23 protein-coding genes and 1 riboswitch are annotated in these 22,251 nt (G+C 66.7%); of the genes, 10 read left to right on the top strand and 13 right to left on the bottom strand.

What is annotated here, in order from left to right:
* Positions 1-6 precede the first annotated feature (6 nt).
* Positions 7-1,182, top strand: a complete 1,176-nt coding sequence (locus ACQ450_RS14550; RefSeq protein ID WP_431469815.1) for a saccharopine dehydrogenase family protein — start codon at positions 7-9, stop codon at positions 1,180-1,182.
* A 4-nt stretch (positions 1,183-1,186) separates the two neighbouring features.
* Here ACQ450_RS14550 and ACQ450_RS14545 read toward each other — a convergent pair whose 3' ends face one another.
* The 3 genes from ACQ450_RS14545 to rnr are packed head-to-tail and all read right to left on the bottom strand — an operon-like array spanning position 1,187 to position 4,131.
* The gene (locus ACQ450_RS14545; RefSeq protein WP_431469814.1) at positions 1,187-1,501 is read right to left on the bottom strand and encodes a hypothetical protein; all 315 of its coding nucleotides are present in this window, start codon (positions 1,499-1,501) and stop codon (positions 1,187-1,189) included.
* A 4-nt stretch (positions 1,502-1,505) separates the two neighbouring features.
* Entirely contained in the window at positions 1,506-1,838 is a 333-nt protein-coding gene (locus tag ACQ450_RS14540; protein ID WP_431469813.1) for a hypothetical protein, read from the bottom strand.
* A 55-nt stretch (positions 1,839-1,893) separates the two neighbouring features.
* Positions 1,894-4,131: a ribonuclease R gene (gene rnr / locus ACQ450_RS14535; RefSeq protein WP_431469812.1), complete on the bottom strand. Its 2,238-nt coding sequence runs from the start codon at positions 4,129-4,131 to the stop codon at positions 1,894-1,896.
* Between the two features lie 70 nt (positions 4,132-4,201).
* Between rnr and ACQ450_RS14530 the strand changes: the two genes are divergently transcribed.
* Positions 4,202-4,684, top strand: a complete 483-nt coding sequence (locus tag ACQ450_RS14530; protein ID WP_431469811.1) for a DUF892 family protein — start codon at positions 4,202-4,204, stop codon at positions 4,682-4,684.
* 39 nt (positions 4,685-4,723) lie between these two features.
* Positions 4,724-6,199 (top strand): glycerol-3-phosphate dehydrogenase, encoded by a 1,476-nt coding sequence (glpD, locus tag ACQ450_RS14525; RefSeq protein WP_431469810.1) that lies wholly within the window; start codon positions 4,724-4,726, stop codon positions 6,197-6,199.
* Here the strand turns inward: glpD and ACQ450_RS14520 are convergent.
* Entirely contained in the window at positions 6,193-7,728 is a 1,536-nt protein-coding gene (locus ACQ450_RS14520) for an aminoacyl--tRNA ligase-related protein (protein ID WP_431469809.1), read from the bottom strand. The genes glpD and ACQ450_RS14520 overlap by 7 nt on opposite strands.
* A 94-nt stretch (positions 7,729-7,822) precedes the next feature.
* Here ACQ450_RS14520 and ACQ450_RS14515 point away from each other — a divergent pair, with 94 nt between their 5' ends.
* Positions 7,823-8,743, top strand: coding sequence for a DMT family transporter (locus ACQ450_RS14515; RefSeq protein ID WP_431469808.1), 921 nt, complete (start codon positions 7,823-7,825; stop codon positions 8,741-8,743).
* Between the two features lie 91 nt (positions 8,744-8,834).
* Here ACQ450_RS14515 and ACQ450_RS14510 read toward each other — a convergent pair whose 3' ends face one another.
* Positions 8,835-9,446 (bottom strand): DUF938 domain-containing protein, encoded by a 612-nt coding sequence (locus tag ACQ450_RS14510; protein WP_431469807.1) that lies wholly within the window; start codon positions 9,444-9,446, stop codon positions 8,835-8,837.
* 65 nt (positions 9,447-9,511) lie between these two features.
* Here ACQ450_RS14510 and ACQ450_RS14505 point away from each other — a divergent pair, with 65 nt between their 5' ends.
* Positions 9,512-9,988 (top strand): methyltransferase family protein, encoded by a 477-nt coding sequence (locus ACQ450_RS14505; protein ID WP_431469806.1) that lies wholly within the window; start codon positions 9,512-9,514, stop codon positions 9,986-9,988.
* 79 nt (positions 9,989-10,067) lie between these two features.
* On the opposite strand, the gene ACQ450_RS14500 is transcribed toward ACQ450_RS14505, so the two are convergent.
* The 6 genes from ACQ450_RS14500 to ACQ450_RS14475 all read right to left on the bottom strand — a co-directional run bounded on the left by ACQ450_RS14500 (position 10,068) and on the right by ACQ450_RS14475 (position 16,013).
* The gene (locus ACQ450_RS14500; RefSeq protein WP_431469805.1) at positions 10,068-10,328 is read right to left on the bottom strand and encodes a hypothetical protein; all 261 of its coding nucleotides are present in this window, start codon (positions 10,326-10,328) and stop codon (positions 10,068-10,070) included.
* An 89-nt stretch (positions 10,329-10,417) separates the two neighbouring features.
* The gene (gene gcvPB, locus ACQ450_RS14495; protein WP_431469804.1) at positions 10,418-11,986 is read right to left on the bottom strand and encodes an aminomethyl-transferring glycine dehydrogenase subunit GcvPB; all 1,569 of its coding nucleotides are present in this window, start codon (positions 11,984-11,986) and stop codon (positions 10,418-10,420) included.
* Entirely contained in the window at positions 11,983-13,341 is a 1,359-nt protein-coding gene (gene gcvPA, locus ACQ450_RS14490; protein ID WP_431469803.1) for an aminomethyl-transferring glycine dehydrogenase subunit GcvPA, read from the bottom strand. The genes gcvPB and gcvPA overlap by 4 nt, the downstream gene beginning before the upstream one ends.
* 122 nt (positions 13,342-13,463) lie before the next feature.
* The gene (gcvH, locus tag ACQ450_RS14485; protein ID WP_431469802.1) at positions 13,464-13,835 is read right to left on the bottom strand and encodes a glycine cleavage system protein GcvH; all 372 of its coding nucleotides are present in this window, start codon (positions 13,833-13,835) and stop codon (positions 13,464-13,466) included.
* Positions 13,836-13,839: 4 nt separating this feature from the next.
* Entirely contained in the window at positions 13,840-14,991 is a 1,152-nt protein-coding gene (gcvT, locus tag ACQ450_RS14480; RefSeq protein WP_431471238.1) for a glycine cleavage system aminomethyltransferase GcvT, read from the bottom strand.
* A 215-nt stretch (positions 14,992-15,206) separates the two neighbouring features.
* Positions 15,207-15,307: riboswitch (glycine riboswitch) on the bottom strand.
* Positions 15,308-15,374: 67 nt separating this feature from the next.
* Complete coding sequence (locus ACQ450_RS14475; protein ID WP_188054402.1) at positions 15,375-16,013, bottom strand: hypothetical protein; 639 nt, start codon at positions 16,011-16,013, stop codon at positions 15,375-15,377.
* A 124-nt stretch (positions 16,014-16,137) separates the two neighbouring features.
* Here ACQ450_RS14475 and ispH point away from each other — a divergent pair, with 124 nt between their 5' ends.
* The 3 genes from ispH to rnhA are packed head-to-tail and all read left to right on the top strand — an operon-like array spanning position 16,138 to position 18,487.
* On the top strand, positions 16,138-17,091 hold the full coding sequence (gene ispH, locus ACQ450_RS14470; protein WP_431469801.1) for a 4-hydroxy-3-methylbut-2-enyl diphosphate reductase: 954 nt from the start codon (positions 16,138-16,140) through the stop codon (positions 17,089-17,091).
* The gene (thrB, locus tag ACQ450_RS14465) at positions 17,091-18,047 is read left to right on the top strand and encodes a homoserine kinase (protein ID WP_431469800.1); all 957 of its coding nucleotides are present in this window, start codon (positions 17,091-17,093) and stop codon (positions 18,045-18,047) included. The genes ispH and thrB overlap by 1 nt, the downstream gene beginning before the upstream one ends.
* Positions 18,044-18,487: a ribonuclease HI gene (gene rnhA, locus ACQ450_RS14460; RefSeq protein WP_431469799.1), complete on the top strand. Its 444-nt coding sequence runs from the start codon at positions 18,044-18,046 to the stop codon at positions 18,485-18,487. Before thrB ends, rnhA begins: the two co-directional genes overlap by 4 nt.
* Positions 18,488-18,574: 87 nt before the next feature.
* Here the strand turns inward: rnhA and ACQ450_RS14455 are convergent, their stop codons facing one another.
* Together ACQ450_RS14455 and ACQ450_RS14450 are read right to left on the bottom strand one after the other, a co-directional pair.
* Positions 18,575-19,654, bottom strand: coding sequence for an NAD(P)/FAD-dependent oxidoreductase (locus tag ACQ450_RS14455; RefSeq protein WP_431469798.1), 1,080 nt, complete (start codon positions 19,652-19,654; stop codon positions 18,575-18,577).
* The gene (locus tag ACQ450_RS14450; protein WP_431469797.1) at positions 19,651-20,598 is read right to left on the bottom strand and encodes an alpha/beta fold hydrolase; all 948 of its coding nucleotides are present in this window, start codon (positions 20,596-20,598) and stop codon (positions 19,651-19,653) included. Before ACQ450_RS14450 ends, ACQ450_RS14455 begins: the two co-directional genes overlap by 4 nt.
* 49 nt (positions 20,599-20,647) lie before the next feature.
* On the opposite strand from ACQ450_RS14450, the gene ACQ450_RS14445 reads away from it, so the two are divergent.
* Together ACQ450_RS14445 and cpaB are read left to right on the top strand one after the other, a co-directional pair.
* Positions 20,648-21,118 (top strand): A24 family peptidase, encoded by a 471-nt coding sequence (locus tag ACQ450_RS14445; RefSeq protein WP_431469796.1) that lies wholly within the window; start codon positions 20,648-20,650, stop codon positions 21,116-21,118.
* A 56-nt stretch (positions 21,119-21,174) separates the two neighbouring features.
* Positions 21,175-22,251, top strand: coding sequence for a Flp pilus assembly protein CpaB (cpaB, locus tag ACQ450_RS14440; RefSeq protein WP_188054396.1), 1,077 nt, complete (start codon positions 21,175-21,177; stop codon positions 22,249-22,251).

Here is a 22,251-nt window from a genome sequence, read left to right as displayed (position 1 = left end):
GGATGCATGACCGGTTCCCGCGAGTTCGACCTGATCGTCTATGGCGCCACCGGCTTCACCGGCCGGCTCGTCGCCGAATATCTGGCCGAACGCTATGGCGACGGCAGCCTCAAATGGGCGATGGCCGGGCGTTCGCTGACGCGGCTGGAAGAAGTGCGCGGGGAGCTGGGCGTTCCCGCCGATGTGGCGCTGCTCACGGCAGATTCGGGCGATCCCGCGGCATTGAAGGCGATGGCGGCGCGCACTCGCGCAGTGCTCACCACTGTCGGCCCCTATCAGCTCTACGGCTCCAACCTGGTCGCCGCCTGCGCCGCGACCGGCACGCATTATGTCGATCTGTGCGGCGAGCCCGCCTGGATGCGTCACATGATCGATGCGCATGAGGAGGAGGCGAAGGCGAGCGGAGCATGCATCGTCTTTTCGTGCGGGTTCGATTCGATCCCGTTCGATCTCGGCGTGTGGATCGCCGAGCAGGCGGCGATCGAGCGGTTCGGCAAGCCGGCTCCGCGCGTGAAGGGCCGGATCAAGTCGATGAAGGGAACCTTCTCCGGCGGAACGGCGGCGAGCGCCAAGGCGACCATGGTCGCTGCCGCCAAGGATCCGTCGATCGGCAGGCTGATGCTCGATCCGTTCGCGCTCACGCCCGGCTTTCAGGGAGCTGCCCAGCCCAACGGGATGCTCCCGCATCACGATGCGGCGCTGAACGCCTGGGTGGCCCCCTTCGTGATGGCCGTGATCAACACGAAGAACGTCCACCGCACCAATCTGCTTGCGGGCCACCCTTATGGCACCGACTTTCGCTACGACGAGATGATGATCGCCCCGGGCCTGGGCGAGATCGGCAAGGCCGCGGCCGAGGCGATGGCGAAGATGAACCCGATCGGCGGCGACGGCGGGCCCAAGCCGGGCGAAGGGCCGAGCCGCGAGGAACGCGAGAACGGCTATTACGAGCTGCTGTTCATCGCCGAGATGGAGGATGGGCGCAGCCTCACCGCCACCGTGAAGGGCGACCGCGATCCCGGCTATGGATCGACAAGCAAGATGATCTCCGAATCGGCGCTCTGCCTGATTCGCGATGGCGCGGCCCAAGGCGGCATCTGGACTGCCGGCGCGCTGATGCCCGAGAAGCTGAAGACGCGGCTCGAAGCGAATGCAGGGCTGAGCTTCTCGGTCTCGGACTGAGGCATCAGCCCCGGTAGAACAGCATCGCGACAAGCGCGACCAGGACCGCGCCACCGATCACCAGCGGCACCAACCGTCGGCGGCGCGCATCCTCATAGGCGTCATAGGCAGGGAGCAGCATGAAATATGTCTGTTCCCCTGCCGACCGGACGAGCCCCCGCGTCTGCAAGTCCTCGAACGCTTCCCGTTCGGCCGGCGTCCGGGGCACATAGCGGATCGCTTCGGCAGCTGTGATCGCGTGCTGGGCAGCGAAAAACGCGGCGATCGCGCGTCGCGCGCGATAGCTTCGTCTGGTCAGCATCAGCAGCTGGGCGCGCATCGTATCACCCGCCGGCGGCGGCAATCACGATGAGGAACGCCGCTAGCGCGAGCGAAATGCCGAAGGTGATCAGTACCAGCCGGCGCCGATGCTCGCGGTAATTCCGGTAGGATTGATCGTCGAGATAATAGCCGCCTCGGCTGGCCCGGCGCACCACCTGCGCCGCGATCAGCCGCCGAAAGACGACGCGCTCCAACGGACGCTGCGCCACATAATCGACTGCCCTGGCCGGCTGAGTCGCATTCGCTTCGCGGAAATGAGCCAGGATCCGGCGCTCCGACGCAGACCGCGTCGCCGCGACCGCCGTCACACCGCTGGTTCCGCCTGCTGCCGCCATTGCTTTCCCCTCTGTCCCGAGGCTGTACCGGCAGGCGCCGGGGGTCAAGCAAATCTCAGCGCCGCTTGCCCTTGTGGCGGATGTTGGCGGGGCGCCCGCGCCGCTTGATCTCCCGTTTGGGGCCGCCGCGGCTGCGCTTATCGCTGGCGGCTCCGCTGCCCGAGCCCTTTCCGTCCGGAAGCTCGAAGCGCAGCGCACCCGAAACCGGATTGGCCTCGACCAGCCGGAGCTCCAGCCGCTGGCCCAGCGCGAATTGCTCGCCGCTGTCCTCGCCCACCAGGCGCTGCCCCGCCTCGTCCCAGCGGAAGTATTCGCGGCCCAGATCACGCGCGGGCACCAGTCCGTCGCCGCCGATCCCGTCCACCGTGGCGAAGAAGCCGAAGCTCTGCACGCCGGTGATCCGCGTTTCCATCACTTCGCCCACGCGCTCGGCAAGATAGGCCGCGACATAGCGGTCCACCGTGTCGCGCTCGGCCTCCATCGCGCGCCGCTCCAGCTGGCTGATCGTCTCGCCGATCCGCTCCATGCCGGCGGCCTCCTCGGTGGTAAGCCCGCCCGGCCCCAGCCGATAGGCGTCGACCAGCGCGCGATGGACGATCAGATCCGAATAGCGCCGGATCGGCGACGTGAAATGCGCATAGCTTCCCAGCGCGAGTCCGAAATGGCCGTGGTTCTGTGGCCCATAATAGGCTTGCGTCTGGGTCCGCAGCACCTGGGTCATCACTTCCTGGCGGAAGTCCGCCTCGCCGACACGCTCCAGAATGCGGTTGAACGTTTCGGGCCGGATCACCTGCCCCAGCGCGAATTCGACGTCGAAGGTCTTCAGATAATCCTTGAGCGCGACCAGCTTCTCCCGGCTGGGCGGCTCGTGGATGCGATACATCACCGGAGCCTTCTTCGCCTCGAGCGCCTTGGCGGCAGCGACGTTGGCGGCGATCATATAGTCTTCGATCAGCTTGTGCGCGTCGAGCCGCTCGCGCGGCGCGACCGAGAGAATGCGCCCCTTCTCGTCGAGCACGATTCGCCGCTCGGGCAAGTCGAGGTCGAGCGGATTGCGCTTCTCGCGCGCCTTGTAGAGCGCCTGCCAGCACTCCCACAGCGGGCGCAGCGCCGTCTCGACGAGTTCGGGCGCGACTGCATCCTCCTCGCCGTCGATCGCCGCCTGGGCGTCCTCATAGGCGATGTTCGCGGCGACACGGATCATCGCGCGGCTGAACCGCCACCCTTTCAAAGTGCCGTTCTTCGCGACCTGAAGATGGCAGGCGAGCGCCGCCCGGTCGACGCCCTGCTTAAGCGAACACACGTCCGCCGACAGCTCCTCCGGCAGCATCGGCACGACTCGATCGGGGAAATAGACGCTGTTGCCGCGGCGCTTTGCTTCCTTGTCGAGCAACGATCCCGGCCGCACATAGAAGCTGACATCGGCGATGGCGACGATCGCCTTCCATCCGCCCTTGTTCTCGGGATCGTCGTCCGCGCTCGCCCAGACGGCATCGTCATGGTCGCGCGCGTCGGCAGGATCGATCGCGACGATCGGCAGGTCCCGCAGATCCTCGCGCCCCTCGCCCAGCGGCTGCTTCGCCGCGCGCGTCGCCTCGGCAAGCAGCTCTTCGGAAAAAACGTGCGGAATGCCGTGCTTGTGAATCGCGATCAGCGAAAAGCTGCGCGGTTCGAACGGGTCGCCCAGCCGCTCGACAATCTTCGCAGTGAGGCGCGGTGGCCGTCCGGACTTTTCCGCGAGCACCAGATCGCCGACCTCGGCCTCGCCGCGATCGGAAACCGGGAAGTCGCGCCGCTCCTTCTTTTCGACACCCTGCAGCCAATATTTGCCGCCTTCCTCGTGCAGCACGCCCAGCATCAGCTCCTCGCCGCGCTGGAGCTTCTTCATCGGATGCGCGATCCAGCCGTTGCCAGCCTCTTCGGTGCGCGCGAGGATGCGATCGCCCGGTCCCAGCGCCGATCGCTTGCCGCGCTCCTTCACGCGCAGCCGAGGCACGGGAACGGCTTCGGCCTCCCACCGCTCCGGAACCGCCCACACCACGTCGCCGTCGGCATCGACGACCCGCAACACCGTCACCTTGGGTACCCCGCCCATCTTGTGGAAGGCGCGGCCGGGGGCGCTGTCGATCAGCCCCTCGTCGCTCATGTCCTTGAGCAATGCCTTCAGCGCGATCTTGTCGGGACCGCGCAGCGCGAAGGCGCGCGCGATCTCGCGCTTGCCCGCAGGCTGGTCGGAGCTTTCGATGAAATCGAGGATCTGCTGCCGGGAAGGCAGCCCTGGGCGCTTGGGCATCGTCACCTGATAGGGAAGAGAGAAGGCATCGTCACGGGGAACCCGCACCCGCTCCCGAGGTTGCAACGCCATGGCCGATACCGAAACAGCAGCGGCGCTGCTCACATTATGCCTCCAGGACCTGCGCGCAGGCGAGGAAATGCTCGCCGTGCGGCTGCCCGGCATCGCCGCGGCGGCGTCAGCGCCCGCGCTGCTGGCGCAGCTGGCCGAGGAAGCGGGCGACGCGGCAGCGCATGTCCGCGAACTCGAGGCAACTGGTCGCGCGGCGGGTGGTCCAGACAATATCTGGATGAAGGGCATCCTCGACGATGCCGAGCGCGACACTCGGAGCATCGCGAAGGGCGCGCTGCTCGACACCGCGATGATCGGCGCCGTGCGCAAGGCGAAGGCGGCGAAGCTCGTTTCCTATGAAACCGCGATCGCGCTCGCCGGCCAGCTGGACGAACCGGAGCTGCGCCGCCTTGTCGAGCGGCTGCGCAACGTGGAGCGCAGCGGGGACGCGTGGCTGGCCGAGTTGCTGGGACCGAGCGTGGAGCGGACCTCGCGGATTTAGGGATTCGCGCAGCGCGCCTCAGCCGCTACGAACGAACGTATGATTTACGACCTGCTCGTCGTCGGCGGCGGTATCAACGGCTGCGCGATCGCACGCGAAGCCGCCCTCAATGGTCTTTCGGTGCTGCTGGTCGAAAAGGATGATCTGGCGAGCCACACCTCGTCGGCTTCCACCAAGCTGATCCACGGCGGGCTCCGCTATCTCGAACACTATGAGTTCCGTCTGGTGCGGGAAGCACTGCACGAACGCGAGCGGCTGTTGAAGGCGGCACCACATCTGATCCGGCCGATGGCCTTCGTGCTGCCGCACCGGCACGCTCTTCGGCCGCGGCTGATGGTGCGCGCAGGCCTCCTTCTCTACGATCTGCTGGCGGGACGCACGGCGCTGCCGCGCTCTCGCCGGTTGCGGGGGAAAGACCGCGCCTATCGCGCGCCGCTCGGACGTCACGAGGGCGGCTTCGTCTACTCGGACGCCTTTGTCGATGATGCCCGGCTGACGCTCGCCAATGCGATCGACGCGGCCGGAAACGGAGCGGAAATCGCCACGCGCAACGAGCTGCTGTCGGCGGAGCGTGTGGGGGATCTGTGGCACGCGACGCTATCCGACGGCCGGACAGTGCGCGCGCGCGCTATGGTTAACGCCGCCGGGCCGTGGGTGCGTCACCTGCTCGACCGGCTGAACGTTGCCACCCGGTCGGGCGTGCGGCTGGTGAAGGGGAGCCATATCCTCGTTCCGCGGCACTATTCTGGCGACCACGCCTATATCCTCCAGCAACCCGACCGCCGCATCGTGTTCGCCATTCCCTATGAGCGGGACTTCACCATGATCGGCACCACCGATGTGCCGGTCGAGCGGCCGGAGGATGCCGCCTGCTCCGACGCGGAAGTTGACTATCTCTGCGAGGCGGCGAGCCGCTATTTCCTCGCAGGCATCGCGCCGGAGGATGTTCTGCACCGATGGTCCGGCGTCCGTGCGCTGCACGATGACGGCGCCGACGATCCGCAAAGCGTGACGCGCGACTATCTGCTCGAAGTCGATGCCGAGGGGCCGCCCGTACTTTCGGTCTTCGGCGGCAAGATCACCACCGCTCGCGCGCTCGCCGAGGAGGCGGTGGCGCAACTTGGCGCTGCCCTAAGCGTCGCGACCCAGCCAAAGACGCGCGAGCGCCGCTTTCCCGGAGCCGCTCCCTACCCCTTTCCCCGGATGCTGCACGCGACGCTCCTCTACTGGCCGTTTCTAGGGGAACCGCGAGCACGGCGCATGACCGCGGCCTATGGCGGCGCGCTCGGCGAGATGCTGTCGGATATTCACAATGCGGCACAAATGGGCGCCGACCTGGGCGGCGGCCTCACTGAGCTGGAAGTGCGCTGGATGCGTGATCGCGAATGGGCGCGCACCACCGAAGACGTGCTGTGGCGACGCAGCAAGCTGGGACTGCATCTTGGCCCCGAGGCAGTGGCGCGCGTCGCGACTTGCCTTCGCGACGCGCCTCCCCTTGCCCGAGCGGCTCAATAAGCGCGCGCGATCAGGATCCGCTCGACGGCAGGCTTGCCGGTGAAGATGCAGGTGCCGTCGACAGGATCGCACACCGCGGGCACGTTGCGCGCAGTGAGCTTGAGCGCCTTGAGCCGCTCGACGACCTGATCTAGCTCGGCGCCGGTAGGCCGCGCCCATTGGACTTCGACCCAGCCGGGATAGCGCGCATCCTCGGCAAAGAATTTCTCGAGTTCGGCGAATTCCGTCACGTCGCGGCGGATATTGGCGTCGCGCTTCGCCTTGGCCTCATCGTACAACGCCTGCTGGATCGCCTCGAGCAGCTCGGTCGCCTGGCCGAGAAAGTCGTCGCGCGAGATGACCGCGCTGTCGAGCTTCCCGTCCTCGCGATAGAGCCGGTCGCGACGGATCATCGAGACATTGCCGCCCGCCACGTCGCGCCCGCCGACCTCGAGCACCAGCGGCGCACCTTTCTTGAGCCATCCCCAACGCTTGGTCGCCGACTTGGCCGGTCGCGTATCGACCAGCAGCCGCACCGGCTCGCCGAAGACGCTTTCCTGGAGCAGTGCCTGCTGGATATCGCGGCAATAGTGGAGGATCGAGGCATCCTCGTGATTGTCGCGCAGCATCGGCACGATCACGATCTGCCACGGCGCTAGGCGCGGCGGCACGCGCAGACCGTCATCATCGCCATGCGTCATGATGAGCCCGCCGATCATCCGAGTCGACATGCCCCAGCTGATCGTCTGGGCGGGCACGAAAGTGCCCTCTTCGTTCTGATAGCGAATGTTCTGGGCGGCCGAGAAAGTGGTGCCCAGAAAATGCGAGGTGCCTGCCTGCAGCGCCTTGCCGTCCTGCATCATCGCTTCGATCGACCAGGTTTCGACGGCGCCGGGAAACCGCTCATGCTCCGGCTTCTCGCCGGCGATCACCGGAATCGCGGCGCAATCCTCGGCAAAGCTGCGATAGAGCTCGAGCGCGCGGCGCGTCTGCGTGCGCGCCTGTTCCTCGGTGGCATAGGCGGCATGGCCCTCCTGCCACAGGAACTCGGTGGTGCGCAGGAACATGCGCGTGCGCATTTCCCAGCGGACGACATTGGCCCATTGATTGATCTGCACCGGCAGGTCGCGCCAGCTCTGGATCCAGCGGGAGAAGGCGGCGCCGATCACCGTTTCCGATGTCGGCCGCACGACCAGCGGCTCTTCCAGCTTCGCCTCGGGATCGGGGATCAGGCCGCCCTTGCCGTCACTCACCAGCCGATGATGAGTCACCACCGCCATTTCCTTGGCAAAGCCCTCGACATGGTCGGCCTCGCGTTCGAAATAGCTGAGCGGGATGAACAGCGGGAAATAGCAATTGTCGTAACCGAGCGCCTTGATGCGATCGTCGAGCAGCCGCTGCATCCGTTCCCAGATGCCATAGCCCCACGGCCGCATGACCATCGAGCCGCGCACGCCGCTCTCCTCGGCCATATCTGCCTCGGCGATCACCGCCTGATACCATTGCGCGAAATCCGCCTCGCGCGTGACGGGGAGTGCGTGCTTGACCATTTTCGCGCGATAGCGACAAGCGGCCCCGACGCAAAGCCCGTCCGTACATGCCGCCGCAGTTGTCGTCCGCGGATCACACGCCTAACGCGCGCTTGTGAACGCACCAGCCACCGATCGCGTCCTGAAGGGACTGGCGCTTCGGCTTTTCGCCATCCTGTGCCTGGCGACGATGTCGGCCCTCGTGAAGCTGGTCGAAGCGCGCGGAGCCGCGCTGCCCGAAACGATGTTCTTCCGGCAGCTATGCGCGCTGCCGCTTGTGCTGGGGTGGCTTGCGCTCGGCCAGGGTGTGGGAGCGGTACGGACGCAGCGGATCGGGGCGCACCTGCTCCGCACTGGGGTCGGCCTGCTGGGCATGGTCGCCACGTTCGGGGCGTTGATCCTGCTGCCGCTGGCCGAAGCGACGACTCTGTCGTTCACGGTGCCGATCTTCGCGACGATCCTCGGCGCACTCGTGCTCAACGAGCCGACCGGCTGGCCACGCTGGACGGCAGTGCTCCTCGGCTTCGGCGGCGTGCTGATCGTGGCGCAGCCGGGAAGCGGGCATTTTCCGCTCGTCGGCGCACTGGTCGGACTGACTTCGGCGTTTCTGATCGCGGTGATCTCGATCCTGCTGCGCCAGATCGGACGCACCGAAAGCGCCGGCACCACCGTCTTCTGGTTCTCGCTGCTGTCGCTGCCGCCGCTCGGCATCGTCTATCTTTTCTTCGCGCAGCCGCATGACTCGCTCACCTGGACGATCCTGGTGGCCATCGGCCTGATCGGCGGCACCGGCCAGCTCGCGCTGACCGGGGCGCTGCGGTATGCGCCGGTCAGCGCGGCTGTTCCGATGGATTATTCCAGCCTGCTCTGGGCGACGCTCTACGGCTGGCTCTTCTTCGGCGTGTGGCCGACCTCCTACACCTGGATCGGCGCGCCGATCATCATCGGCAGCGGGCTGACGATCGCGTGGCGCGAGCATCGCCGCCAGCGGCTTGCCAGTCGATCCGCAAACGTGACTCAAAGCACCGAATTATGAGAAGCGAGCGCGCTGTGGGGCCGTGGCTCAGCGAGCGCCGGTCGAGCGCGCTTCGCTCCTCGCCGGAGGATGCGGGTTCGATTTCTGCCAATCACTGGCGGCGATACACCAACGTCAGATTATTTGCCGGCATCGGCACGAGCCGCGTCCGGCGCAGCTCGTGCGACGCGGCCGCCGCATCGACATCCTCGACGAAGCGGAGCCCCCATCGCGCATCGCGCGCCTTGAGCGAAGCATCGAAGGCTTCGTTCGAGGAGGCCGTGACTTCACCCCGCTGCCGATAGGGGCCGTAGAGGATCAACGGAGCGCTCGCAGCGAGCAAACGGCCGGCATGCGCCATCAGCCCCAGCGTCGCTTCCCACGGGCTGATGTGAACCATGTTGATGCACAATATCGCATCGCCCGCCACGTCGCCTGGCCATGCCTCCGCCACGTCGAGCGCCAGCGGCCGCGCGACGGTCCCGATGCCTTCGCACCAGGCGGCGATCGAGCCGCGCGCATCGGCGTCCGGGTCGCTCGGCTGCCAGCGCAGCTCGGGGAAACGGCGGGCGAACCAGGCGCAATGCTCGCCGGTGCCGCTGGCAACTTCCAAGATGCGGCCTCGCTCCGGGAGTTCGGCGGCGAGCACTTCGGCGATTGCTTCCCGGTTTCGCGCAGTCGCCGGCGCGTGGCGTGCGCCCGGGGGCAGCTCCGGTGCAATCATGCCATCGCCATTGCGAAATGGCGCCATTCTGCGCATCGTGCCCTCGCCAGGCGGGAGGAGGTCGCATGAGGGACATTGATCATGACAGCGCGGGAATACGCTTCCCGCCGCCGCTCGTCTATCTGGGCGCGCTGCTGCTCGGACTTGCATTCGGCGCTGCGGTGGGGCGCCCGCCCGTCCCGCTCGACAGCGATCTGACCTATCCGATCGGCGCCTTTCTCATGATCGGCGGCTTTGCGATTCTGCTCACGGCGAGCGGCCTCTTCCGCAAGGCCGGTACGGAGATGAAGCCGTGGAAGTCCTCGTCGGCGCTCGTCACCGAGGGCGTCTATCGCTGGACGCGCAACCCCATGTACCTGGGCATGGCGCTTGCCTATGCGGGTATCGCGCTCATGCTCGACAGCCTGATCGCGCTGCTGCTGCTGATCCCGGTGGTGCTGGTGATCCAGACCAAGGTAATCGAGCCTGAGGAAGCCTATATGGAACGCCGCTTCGGCGACGCGTATCGCGACTATCGCGCAGCTGTGCGCCGCTGGTTCTGAAGGTGCTTCGTCCCGCAAACAAAAAGGCAGCGACCGTTTCCGGCCGCTGCCTTCTAAAAGCAACTCGTGCGCTCAGAGTTTACGGGCTCTCAGCTTCATCCTCGTCGTCGAAGATCACTTCGTCGGCGAACAGATAGGCGATCGCTCCAGCGCCGGCGACAATCGCCACCGTGTAGATCAGATTGTCGCCGCCGATCTGCTCGCTAGCCGAGTCGGCAGACGTCGAGGCGCGAGCCTGCGACAGAACAGACAGCGATGCGGCCGAATTGGCGCCTGCGACTGCCGGAGCCGCCACCAGGGCGATGGACGCCGCAGCCGCAATGGATTTGAACAAACGCATTTTTTCTTCTCCCTTTTCCCTGGACCTTTGAGACATACAGCTTTTCAAAGCCGAATCAACGTCTCCGTTCGCAGATGCGATCGCTTGTCCTATTCCGCGGCATCGGCGGCCGGCGCATCTCTCCACACGAGAACGGGCTTGCGTGCAGCCAAGGTCTCGTCGAGCCGCCGGCGCGGCGCAAAATGCGGCGCCGACTTGAGACGTTCGTCGCCGGATTTGGCCCGTTCGGCTACCGACCGAAGTGCCCCGATGAACTGATCCAGCGCGGCTCGCGACTCGGTTTCGGTCGGCTCCACCAGCATCGCGCCATGCACCACCAGCGGGAAGTACATGGTCATCGGGTGATAGCCTTCGTCGATCAGTGCCTTGGCGATGTCGAGCGTCGTGAAGCCATCGGCCAGGCCCGCGTCGGAGAAAAGTGCTTCGTGCATGCACGGGCCACTGCCGCCGAACGGTGCCTCGAGCACGTCTTCCAGGCTGCGGAGGACGTAATTGGCGTTGAGCACCGCATCCTCGGCCACTTGGCGCAGACCATCGGCGCCGTGACTGAGGATGTAGGAAAGCGCTCGGGTGAACATTCCCATCTGGCCGTGGAAAGCCGTCATCCGGCCGAAGCTGTCGCCGTGATGCTCCTCGGCCGTCTCTTCCTCGACGATCCGGAAACTGCCGTCGGCGGCCTTTTCCACGAAGGGCAGCGGCGCGTAGGGCGACAGCGCCTCGGAGAACACGACCGGCCCGGAGCCTGGTCCGCCGCCGCCGTGCGGCGTGGAAAAGGTCTTGTGCAGATTGATGTGCATCGCGTCGATGCCGAGATCGCCCGGCCGCACCCGACCGACGATCGCATTGAAATTGGCTCCGTCGCAATAGACGAACCCGCCTGCGGCATGCACCGCGTCGGAAATCGCCTTCATGTCACGCTCGAACAATCCGCAGGTGTTCGGATTGGTGATCATCACGCCCGCGACATCGGGCCCGAGCCGCGCCTCCAGCGCTTTCAGGTCGACGCGTCCCTCGGCAGTCGCGGGAATATCCTCGACGGTGAATCCCGCGAACGCGGCCGTCGCCGGATTCGTCCCGTGCGCGCTTTCGGGCACGAGGATCACCTTGCGGCTGTCGCCCCGCGCATCGAGCGCCGCGCGAATCGCGAGGATGCCGCACAATTCGCCATGCGCGCCTGCCTTCGGGCTCATCGCCACCGAATGCATGCCGGTAAGCGTCACGAGCCAGTGCGCCAGCTCATGAATGAGTTCGAGCGCGCCCTGAACCGTATCGACCGGGGCCAGCGGATGAACATCGGCAAAGCCCGGCAGCCGCGCCAGCCGCTCGTTGAGCCGTGGATTATGCTTCATCGTGCACGAACCCAGCGGGAACAGGCCCAGGTCGATCGCATAGTTCTGGCGGCTGAGGCGCGTATAATGGCGCACCGTCTCCGGCTCCGACAGCCCCGGCAGACCGATCTCCGAACGCCGCTCCAGACCACCCAGCCGGCTCTCATGCGCGGCCGGAGGATCGATGTCGACGCCCGTGGTATCGGCGCCCCCGATCTCGAAGATCAGCGGCTCCTCGAGCATCAGCGCCCGGTTGCCGGTGAAAGTCTCACCGTCAGGCGCGCCCGCCTTACCCATGGTCGGCTTCCAGCCGCTCTGGTTGATCGTCATGCCAGTACCTCCTGGAGACCGCTCGCGAGCGCCTCGATGTCCTCGTAGGTCACGGTTTCGGTGACGGCGACGACGAGCCCGTTCGCCAGTGCTTGGGTCTCCGGGAAGAGTCTGCCCAGCGACACACCGGCAAGAATGCCGCGGTCGGCGAGCGCGCGCACCACCGGTCGCGCTTCGCGGGGAAGCTTCACCGTGAATTCGTTGAAGAAGGAATCGTTCACCAACTCGACACCGGGCACCTTCGCGAGCCGATCCGCCGCCGAACAAGCGCGCGCATGGTTCGCCGCCGCAAGCTGCCGCAGTCCCTTTTCGCCCAGCAGCGTCATGTGCGCCGTCCAAGCGAGCGCGCAGAGCACCGAGCTGGTGCAGATGTTCGACGTCGCCTTCTCGCGCCGGATATGCTGCTCGCGCGTCGAGAGCGTCAGCACGAAGCCGCGCTTGCCCTCCGCGTCCACCGTCTCGCCGGTGAGCCGTCCCGGCATCTGCCGCACCAGCTTCTCCGAACACGCGAACAGACCGACATAGGGTCCGCCGAATTGCAGGCCGACGCCGATCGACTGGCCCTCGCCTACGACGATGTCCGCACCCATCTCGCCGGGCGACGTAAGCGCCCCCAGCGCGACCGGCTCGGTGACCACCGCCACCAGCAGCGCCTTTTTGGCGTGGCAGGCATCGGCAAGCGCGGAAAGGTCGCCGATGCGGCCCAGAATGTCAGGATATTGCACCACCACGCAGGAGGTATCGTCGTCGATCCGATCGATCAGCGATTCGATGTCCGACCGTGCGGCCAATTCCGGCGCGGCTGTCTCCAACATGTCGCCAGTGAACTTCGCCATTGTCTCGCAGACCGAGACATAGTGCGGATGGAGTCCCGACGAGAGAATCGCCTTGCCGCGCTTCGTCACGCGGCGCGCCATGACGATCGCTTCCCAGCAAGCCGTCGATCCGTCGTACATGGATGCGTTCGCCACGTCGCAGCCGAAAAGGCGCGCGACCTGAGTCTGGAACTCGAACAGCATCTGCAGAGTGCCCTGCGCGATTTCCGGCTGGTAGGGCGTATAGCTCGTCAGGAACTCGCCGCGCTGGATCAGGTGATCGACGCTCGCAGGAACATGGTGGCGATAGGCGCCGGCACCGAGGAAGAAGGGCGCGTCGCCGGCCGCAAGATTCTTTGCCGCCAGCTTCGAAAGGTGCCGCTCGACGGCCATTTCGCTCGCACGATTCGGCAGGCCCTCGATCGGCCCGCTCAGGCGCGCATGCTCGGGCACGTCGATGAAGAGCTCGTCGATCGAAGCGGCTCCGACCCGGGCGAGCATCGCCTGCCGGTCGCCGTCGGTAAGGGGTAGATAGCGCATTCGATTTCCTTCTCCCCTCCCGCGCGGGAGGGAGTCTGTCGCCCATTTACACGATCGCAAAGGCAGCAAGGGAGCGCACGCCGTGCCGTCCCCCCTGCCCCACCCGCCAGCGGGAGGAGCGCTCAAAGCCCCGCGACGAATTCCTTGTACGCCGCCTCGTCCATCAGTTCGCTCAGCTGGCTGGGGTGCATCAGGTTCAGCTTGAAGAACCATCCCGCGCCTTCGGGGTCCGAATTGACCAGGCTGGGATCGTCGGCCAACGCGGCATTGCCTTCGGTGACCGTTCCGGAGACCGGGGAGTACACGTCGCTCGCCGCCTTCACGCTCTCCACTACTGCGGCTTCGTCGCCTTTGGCGAACTCGCGGCCGGCATCGGGCACTTCGACGAAGACGATGTCACCGAGCTGGTGCTGCGCATAATCGGTGATGCCGACCGTCGCGATTTGGTTCTCGACTTCGATCCACTCATGTTCCTGGGTGTAATAGCGGCTCATCGCATCAGCCTTTCTTGCGGACATAACGGTGGGGGACGAAGGGCATCGGCACGACCTCCGCCCGGTGGATCTTGCCGCGCTGGGCAAGCGTGATCTGCGTTCCCGGCTCTGCGAGAGCGGCGGGGACATAGGCCATGGCGATCGGCTTCTGAACGCTGGGGGCGAACCCGCCCGACGTTACCTTGCCCACTTCGGCGCCGTCGGCGTCGACCACCATCGCACCTTCGCGCACCGGCTGGCGCCCCTCGACGATCAGCCCGACCCGCTTCGCTATCGGCCCCTCTTCGCGCTCTCGCAGGATCCGTTCGGCGCCGGGGAAGCCGCCTTCCTCGCGCCGACGCTTCGACAGCGCGAAGCCGAGATCGGCAGCGATCGGCGTCGTATCGTCGTCAAGGTCGTGGCCATAGAGCGGCAGCCCGGCTTCGAGCCGTAGCGAATCGCGCGCGCCCAGCCCGATCGGCTCCACTTCCGGCTCGGCGCACAACGCCTCGGCCAGCGCCTCCACTCGATCCGCCGGAACCGAAATCTCGAAACCGTCTTCGCCGGTATAGCCGGAGCGGCTGATCCAGAGCGCCGCTCCGTTCCAGCCGAACGCACCGGCCGTCATGAAAACCAGTTCCTCGACGCCGGGCACCAGCCGCGCCAGCGCGGTGACCGCCTCCGGCCCCTGCAGCGCGAGCAGCGCGCGCTCTTCCATGTGGTTGATCGTGACTGCGTCAGGCAGACCGTCGCGCAGCACGCCGAGATCGTCCCACTTGGTCGCCCCGTTCACGACCATGTAGAAGCCGGGCTCGCCGAACGGGTTCTCGGCCGGCAGGCGCGTGATCATCAGATCGTCGTGAATGCCGCCGTTTTCCGCAAGCAGCAGCGAATAGCGCATCCGGCCTTCGCCGAGCGCCTTGAGCTCGCCCGGCAGCAGCGTTTCGAGCGCCGCGTCGACCGCATCGCCGGTGAAGAGCAGCTGCCCCATATGGCTGACGTCAAACAGGCCCGCGTGCTCGCGTACCCACAGATGCTCGGCCATGATGCCTTCGTACTGAACCGGCATCGAATAGCCCGCGAACGGGACCATCCGCCCGCCCCGGCCGCGATGCCACGCATCGAGCGGCAGCGTCGCGGGGCCGACATCCTCGCCACCCTCGGGAGCACCGGACATCTCGGTGCCGCGTGCCTGATAATCGTCGGTAGGACCGTTGTGGACTTCTCGGCTCATGAATCGGCTCCGATGCAGTTGGTCGCGATGGTCCCGCCGTTGCCGGCCCTTCCATCACCCCCTCTGTCACGGAACCTGAGAGCTTTCGCCGCGGTTCCCCCCGCGGCTTACCCCTTCGGTGGAGCCGGGCCGAAACCGGGCTCGCTTTCCAGAGTGTCATGCGCCGCGCGGTCCGGTCTGCCTGAGAGATTCCGGGGCGGTTGCTCCTTCGGCGGTGTCGGACGATCGCTCGCCTGCCACACTCTCCCGCGCGTGCCTGAGTGGTTGCCCACCCTCGACGCGTCCTGATTGGCGCGCCGCAGCGATCGAGTCAATCGCGCCGCGGTTCAGCGCGTCGCGTTATAGCGTAGCTGCTCGTCGGTGAGCTGGAATCCGACGAGCGTCTCGAACGTCGCGGAAAGCACTGCTTGGCGCACCGAGGGATCGGTGAGCGGATCGATCGCCGCCTGTTCTTCGCCGGGGCGGCGGCGCTCCGTCAGCCGGTCCCGAACGTCGTCCGGCAGCGTCGCGGCGGCACGGCCGATCGTGGTGGTTCCCCGCCCCGTCGAGGACGCGCGGATCTCGCCCGGCGCGAAATTCAGGGTGACTTGATCGACGCGCTTGGCGACAACCGAAGTCCCGCCGCGCACGATGGTGACGAAATAGGGCAGGGTCACGGTGCGTGCGCCCGTCGCTTCGCTTCGCCGGCCGAGCACGTCGAAGGTCACTTCGGTGACGATCTGGTCGCCGGCCTGGGTGCACGTCGATTGGACGTTGGTGATCACCGCAGTGACGTCGATCGCGCTCGCTTCGCGGCTGTCGGCGGGGTCGAACAATGTGATGTCTCCGGTGCCCGCAGGCACGCCCACCGTCGGGCAAGCGGACCGCACTGCGGCGATCCCGCCTTCGGCGATATCGCCCGCACGCGTGCAGCCCGTGGCGAGCGCGAGGAGAAGAACGGGTGCGGCGAACTTGCGAAGCGGCACGGGACAGACCACCTTTCGACAAAGGAACGGGCCGCTCAAGCGAAACGCTGACCGGCCCGGATACGGAGCGCACCATAGGAACCGCCTTTCGCCCGTGCAAGCAATCGCGTAGAGGCCGCCCCAGATGACCGATCACTTCAAACCCGCCCTCGACCTGCTGATCGCGGCGCCGCGCGGCTTCTGTGCCGGCGTCGATCGCGCCATCCGCATCGTCGAACTCGCGATCGAGAAATATGGCGCGCCGGTCTATGTCCGGCACGAGATCGTCCACAACAAATATGTGGTCGACACGCTGAAGGCGAAGGGGGCGATCTTCGTCGCCGAACTCGATCAGGTTCCCGATGACGTGCCGGTGGTCTTCTCCGCACACGGAGTGCCCAAGGCAGTGCCGGCCAAGGCAGCCGAGCGCGGCCTCTCCTATCTCGACGCCACTTGCCCGCTGGTTTCCAAAGTGCACCGCCAGGCCGAGCGGCTGGTGAACCAGGGGCGGCATATCCTGTTCATCGGCCACGCCGGCCACCCCGAGGTGGTCGGTACGTTCGGCCAGGTTCCCGAAGGATCGATGACGCTCGTCGAAACCGTCGAGGACGCCGAGCAGGTCACGGTGGCCGATCCGGACAATCTGGCCTTCCTGACGCAGACGACGCTTTCGGTCGACGATACCGCCGCCGTTCTCGCCAAGCTGCGCGAACGCTTCCCGACGATCCTCGCGCCCGGCGCCGACGACATCTGCTATGCGACGTCGAACCGCCAGGGAGCGGTGAAGGCGATCGCGGAGGCGGTCGATCTCATGCTCGTGATCGGCGCCCCGAATTCGTCCAATTCGAAGCGGCTCGTCGAGGTCGCGGTGCGCAACGGCACTTGCGCGACGCTGATCCAGCGCGCCGAAGAGATTGATTTCGCCTGGTTCGACGGCGTCCGCACCGTCGGCATTACGGCGGGCGCTTCGGCGCCGGAGATCCTCGTTCGCGAAGTGGTCGATCATCTCGCCACGCGTTTCGACGTGACCGAGCGCGAGGTCGAACTGGTCGAGGAAAAGGTGGCGTTCAAGCTGCCGCGCGGTCTCGAAGCCGCCTAGTGGCCGTCTATACGCAGGTGTCGGCCGAAGCGCTCGCGCGCTTCCTGAGCGGCTTCGACGTGGGCGATCTCGTCTCCGCCAAGGGCATCGCCGAGGGCGTCGAGAACTCCAACTATCTGGTCGACACGACCAGGAGCCGCTTCATCCTGACGCTCTACGAAAAGCGCGTCTCGGCGGAAGACCTGCCTTTCTTCATGGCGCTCCTCGATCATCTCGCCGATCGCGACCTGCCGGTGCCGCCGGCGGTGCCCGACCGCAACGGCCGGGTAATCCACGAGCTGGAAGGCCGCCCGGCGTGCCTCATTCAGTTTCTTTCCGGCGTTTCGGTTTCGCACCCCACCCCGGCGCAGGCACAGGCGGCGGCACGCGCGATGGGAAGGATGCACCGTGCGCTGACCGATTTTTCCGGCGAGCGCCCGAACAGTCTCGGCCCGGCGGCTTGGAAGCCGCTCTTCGAACGCTGCGGTCGCGATCTCGATGACATCGCGCCGGGGCTCTATGCGGCGGCGGGAGCGGCGGTGGACGAAGTGCTGGCGCGGTGGCCGCATGAGCTCGACCGGGCGGCGATCCATGCTGACCTGTTCCCCGATAATGTCCTCATGCTCGGCGATCGAGTCACAGGACTGATCGACTTCTACTTCGCGTGCACCGAAGTCCGGGCCTATGACCTGGCCGTGATGCATGGCGCCTGGGCATTCGACGCTGCGGGGACGCGCTATGCCGCTGAAATCGGCGAAGCGCTTATGACCGGCTATGCCGACAGCCACGGCCTTACTTCTGCCGAGCGCAAGGCGATGCCCGTGCTCGCGGCCGGCGCCGCGATCCGCTTCTTTCTGACCCGCGCCTGGGACTGGCTGAACACGCCGGCCGATGCGCTGGTCACGCGCAAGGATCCGCTCGCCTATTGGAACCGCTATCGCTTCTACGCCGATGCCGGCGAGACGCTGTTCCTGTGACCACGCTTCCCCATGTCGAGATCGCGACCGACGGCGCGTGCAAGGGCAATCCCGGTCGCGGCGGCTGGGGCGTCGTGCTGCGCGCCAACGGCACCGAGAAGGAACTCTCGGGTGGCGAGGCACACACCACCAACAACCGCATGGAGCTGATGGCCGCGATCGAGGGGCTGAAGGCACTGAAGAAGCCGTGCCGGGTGACGCTCTCCACCGACAGCAAATATGTCATGGACGGGCTCACCAAGTGGATTCACGGCTGGCAGCGCAACGGCTGGAAAACCGCATCGAAGCAGCCGGTGAAGAACGCCGATCTATGGCAGGAGCTGCTTGCCGCCGCTCGCCCGCATCAGATCCAGTGGGAATGGGTCAAGGGGCATGCCGGCCATCCCGACAACGAGCGCGCCGACAAGCTGGCGAGCGACGCCGCGCTTGCCGCAGGATAGGCGCAACCTGTTTCAGCTCTCGCCGGGAACAGCACCCTCCGCGATGACGACTGTCGGATCGACGGCTTCGGCCGCCCCGCTCGCGCCCTAGCCGAACCGCCGCGGCGAATAGACCCCCGGATCGATACCCGCCACCGCCGCCTCGGGGGTGCGCTCCAGCAGCAGCGCCGCCGCGAGTTTCGCTGCGGCGGGCGCGGTCTGGATGCCGAACCCGCCCTGTCCCGCGCACCAGAAAAAGCCCGGTATTTTCGCATCGAAGCCATAAACGGGCAGCCGATCGGGCGCAAAGCTGCGCAGCCCCGCCCATTTGTGCTCCAGCGCCGACACGCGCCAATCGACGGCGTGCTCGAACCGATCGATCGCCGTCGCCACGTCGATCTCCTCGGGTGCGGCATCGACCGGCGGAGTCTCGATTTCGTCGTGCGGGCTCAGCCACAGCCGCCCGCCCGCCTCGGGCTTGAAATAGAAACTACCGGTGAGATGCGCGACATGCGGCAGATCGGGCGGCGGCGCGGGATCGGTGCGTAGCTGCACCATGGTGCGGCGATAGGCGGTGATGCCGAGCGGCGGCGCGCCGGCGATCCGCGCGACCGGATCGGCCCAGGCGCCGGCCGCGTTCACCAGCACGTCCGCCTCGATATCGCCGCTCCGGCTTTGCAGCAGCCAGCGTCCGTCCACGCGTCGCGCCTCTTCCAGCCCGGACGACAGCCGAAGCTCGGCGCCTGCCTGCCGCGCGGTCTTCAGAAAGGCCGCGTGGAGCCCGGCGACGTCGATATAGTTGCAGCTCGGCTCCCACACGCCCAGCGACCAGCCATCGCGCAGCCCCGGAACGCGCGTGCGCGGATCGACTGATTCCAGCGTGACGCCGCTGCCGTCGAACTCGGCGAGAAATGCGTCCACTGCGGCGCCTTCGTCCGCGCGGGCGATGTGCAGCGATCCCAGTGCCTCGACATGCTCGCGCAGGAACGGCCCCGAGGCGGTCGTCAGCGGCTGGACATGCGGCCCGCCATAGGTTTCGGACCAATAGGCCGCCGAACGCCCGGTCGCGTGATAGCCCGGCCGATCCTCCGCCTCCAGCAGCAGCACCCGCGCGTGCGGCGCCAGTTCCGCCGCCAGGCTGGCGCCGGCGATTCCGGCGCCGACGATCGCGACGTCGGTTCGGATCAACGCTGCTGGGCTCGTGCCGAGAGAAACAGATCGATCTCGCCGATCGCACGATTGCGCACCTTGTCGACTTCGCGCAGGATTTCGTGCGCGCTCTCCTTGCCGAACCGCACGACCCGCGCGTCCGGCAGCTTCGCGAGCGTCGCGTGCGCCGCTTTTGCGTCGACCAGCTGATCGGCATCCGCGACAAGGCCGAGCACCGGCACACGCATTTCCTTCAGCTTCGGATTCCGGCGCAGCTCGCGCATCGAACGAAACGCCTCGATCACCCAACGCCAGCTCGGCGGCCCGGTGAGCAGCGCCGGATCGGACTGTTGCCAGAACAGCTCGTCCTCATAGCGGGTGCGGTCGTGCGTCAGCAGCTGTTCGCGCGTCTCGGTGGTGTGCGGCTTTTCATTGCCCTTCCATGCCGGGCGCGCCGAATTGCCGACTCCGCCCAGCAGTTTCGCTACGCGCTCGGCCAGGAACGGCGGCACGATGCTCCGCACCCCCAGCATCGGCGCGATCAGGACCGCCGCGTCGGGCCGGATGATGCCCTCGACGAGCCCGCGGAGCAGCAGATGCCCGCCCATCGAATGACCCATCACCACATGTGGTCCCGGCGTCGCCGCCTGCCATTCCTTCGCGAAGGTTTCGAAATCGGCGATGAAATGATCGAAATCGTCGATATGCCCGCAATTCGGGTGATCGGTGAGTCGGCCCGACCCGCCCTGGCCGCGCCAGTCGAACGACGTGACCGTCCATCCCTGGCGATGCCAGTGATCGAAAGTCTCGAGGTATTTCTCGAACAGATCGCCACGCCCGGTGAGAAAGAGAATCGAGCCGCGCGGCTGTGCGCTCTCGGCCGGCCATGCGAAAGCACGCAATTCCCAGCCGTCCGCCGCGGGCCAGCGGGTTATGCGGGCGCCATTCGGAATGGCGCGGCGATCGAAAGAAGCATCCGTCATCCCGCGTGGTTACTTTTTGGAAAGCCACTCCGTCTAGGCATTTGGCGCGATGGGGGATGTGCTCGCCACCGTGATGCTCGTGGCGCTCGGGCTGCTCCTGGTCTCGGCCGGGGTCGAGGACGTGCGAATCCGCCAGATCGCCAACTGGAAGAACGCGGCCATCGCGTTGATGGCGCCGCTCTGGTGGGTGGCGAACGGTCTCGCGCTGTGGCCGGAAGTGGCGATCCAGATCGGAGTCGCCCTGGCCGTCTTCGCCTTCTTCGCCGGCGCCTTCGCGCTGGGCCAGATGGGTGGCGGCGACGTGAAGCTGATCGGCGCGCTGGCGCTGTGGCTGCCGGTCCAGCCGCTGCTGTGGATGCTCGTGCTGATGTCGCTGATCGGCGGCGCGCTCACACTGCTGCTCGTGCTGGAGAAGGCGCTGCGGAAGACACGGAAGACGCTGGAAATTCCCTATGGCGTCGCAATCGCGATCGCGACGCTGCTGGTGCTTCGCGAACCGATTTTTAACCAGTTCGGGTGATGTTTAATGCCGGATCAACCCGGCCCGTCGATTTCAGGAAAAGGCCTTGATGCGTCATGGATGCTAGGAAGCTGATACTTCTCGTGGGCGCGCTGATCGTCGCGGCGATCACGGCGTTCATGGCGCGCAGCCTGATGGTGGGCACGCCTGCCCCCGTCGCGGGCGCCGCTCCGGGCACCGGCGAAGTCGCGCCCGCCGTGGAAGTGCTGGTGGCGCAGCGCGCGCTGCCGGTCGGCACGATTCTCGATCCCGGCGCGCTGAAGTTCGTCGCCTGGCCCGAGGAGCTGGTCGAAGGTGCCTATTATCTGAAGGCCGAGACCGATCTGAATTCGCTTCAGGGTACGGTCGTCCGCTTTGCCATTCCGGCGGGCCAGCCGATCACGCAGGGCGCGCTCGTGAAGCCCGGCGACCGTGGCTTCCTGGCCGCCGCGCTCGGTCCGGGGATGCGCGCCGTCACCGTGCCGGTGCAGGCGCAGAACGCAGTCGCGGGATTCGTCTTCCCCGGCGATCGCGTGGACCTGATCCTCACCCAGAATATCGAAGGCGGCGGCGACGGTCCGCCGCTCAAGGTCTCCGAAACCGTACTGCGCAACCTGCGCGTGCTGGCGACCGACCAGCAGACCGACCGCCAGACCGACGAAGAAGGCCGCACGGTCGTCAGCACCTATTCGACCGTCACCGTGGAGGCGACTCCGTCGATCGCGGAGCAGATCTCGGTGGCGCAGGAGATCGGCGACATCTCGCTCTCGCTGCGTTCGCTCGCCGATTCATCGACCGAGCTCGAGGAAGCGATTGCCACCGGCGCGGTCTCGGTTCCCGAAGGCGACGATCCCGCCGCCGAGCGCGCGATGCTCGAGCGGGCCCGCACCCGGCCGATCGAGGGGCGCTCCAGCTTCTCCACCGGTGCCGACGTCTCGCGCTTCCAGCGCAGCACCGTGCCGGGCCGCCCTGCCGAAAACAATGGCGCTCCGCCGCTTTCCGCGCCGCCGCCCGGCTTCGTCATGCCGGGCAACCAGCCGCCTCCGGTTCCGAACGGCGTCGACCTGGGACCCACGGTCCGCGTGGCGCGCGGCAACGACGTGACGGTGGTGCCGCTCGGAATGCCGAATGCTTCCTCCGGAAGGAACAACTAG

It is taken from the genome of Sphingosinithalassobacter sp. LHW66-3 (genome assembly GCF_050703275.1).
GTDB lineage: Bacteria > Pseudomonadota > Alphaproteobacteria > Sphingomonadales > Sphingomonadaceae > Sphingomonas.
This window is presented reverse-complemented; position numbering and strand designations above follow the sequence as displayed.

Excerpts from the sequence above, each read along its gene's own strand:
- ACQ450_RS14550 (WP_431469815.1), top strand. The coding sequence starts at position 7 with ATGACCGGTTCCCGCGAGTTCGACCTGATCGTCTATGGCGCCACCGGC.
- ACQ450_RS14545 (WP_431469814.1), bottom strand. The coding sequence starts at position 1,501 with ATGCGCGCCCAGCTGCTGATGCTGACCAGACGAAGCTATCGCGCGCGA.
- ACQ450_RS14540 (WP_431469813.1), bottom strand. The coding sequence starts at position 1,838 with ATGGCGGCAGCAGGCGGAACCAGCGGTGTGACGGCGGTCGCGGCGACG.
- rnr (WP_431469812.1), bottom strand. The coding sequence starts at position 4,131 with ATGCCCAAGCGCCCAGGGCTGCCTTCCCGGCAGCAGATCCTCGATTTC.
- ACQ450_RS14530 (WP_431469811.1), top strand. The coding sequence starts at position 4,202 with ATGGCCGATACCGAAACAGCAGCGGCGCTGCTCACATTATGCCTCCAG.
- glpD (WP_431469810.1), top strand. The coding sequence starts at position 4,724 with ATGATTTACGACCTGCTCGTCGTCGGCGGCGGTATCAACGGCTGCGCG.
- ACQ450_RS14520 (WP_431469809.1), bottom strand. The coding sequence starts at position 7,728 with ATGGTCAAGCACGCACTCCCCGTCACGCGCGAGGCGGATTTCGCGCAA.
- ACQ450_RS14510 (WP_431469807.1), bottom strand. The coding sequence starts at position 9,446 with ATGATTGCACCGGAGCTGCCCCCGGGCGCACGCCACGCGCCGGCGACT.
- ACQ450_RS14505 (WP_431469806.1), top strand. The coding sequence starts at position 9,512 with ATGAGGGACATTGATCATGACAGCGCGGGAATACGCTTCCCGCCGCCG.
- ACQ450_RS14500 (WP_431469805.1), bottom strand. The coding sequence starts at position 10,328 with ATGCGTTTGTTCAAATCCATTGCGGCTGCGGCGTCCATCGCCCTGGTG.
- gcvPB (WP_431469804.1), bottom strand. The coding sequence starts at position 11,986 with ATGACGATCAACCAGAGCGGCTGGAAGCCGACCATGGGTAAGGCGGGC.
- gcvPA (WP_431469803.1), bottom strand. The coding sequence starts at position 13,341 with ATGCGCTATCTACCCCTTACCGACGGCGACCGGCAGGCGATGCTCGCC.
- gcvH (WP_431469802.1), bottom strand. The coding sequence starts at position 13,835 with ATGAGCCGCTATTACACCCAGGAACATGAGTGGATCGAAGTCGAGAAC.
- gcvT (WP_431471238.1), bottom strand. The coding sequence starts at position 14,991 with ATGTCCGGTGCTCCCGAGGGTGGCGAGGATGTCGGCCCCGCGACGCTG.
- ispH (WP_431469801.1), top strand. The coding sequence starts at position 16,138 with ATGACCGATCACTTCAAACCCGCCCTCGACCTGCTGATCGCGGCGCCG.
- ACQ450_RS14450 (WP_431469797.1), bottom strand. The coding sequence starts at position 20,598 with ATGACGGATGCTTCTTTCGATCGCCGCGCCATTCCGAATGGCGCCCGC.
- ACQ450_RS14445 (WP_431469796.1), top strand. The coding sequence starts at position 20,648 with ATGGGGGATGTGCTCGCCACCGTGATGCTCGTGGCGCTCGGGCTGCTC.
- cpaB (WP_188054396.1), top strand. The coding sequence starts at position 21,175 with ATGGATGCTAGGAAGCTGATACTTCTCGTGGGCGCGCTGATCGTCGCG.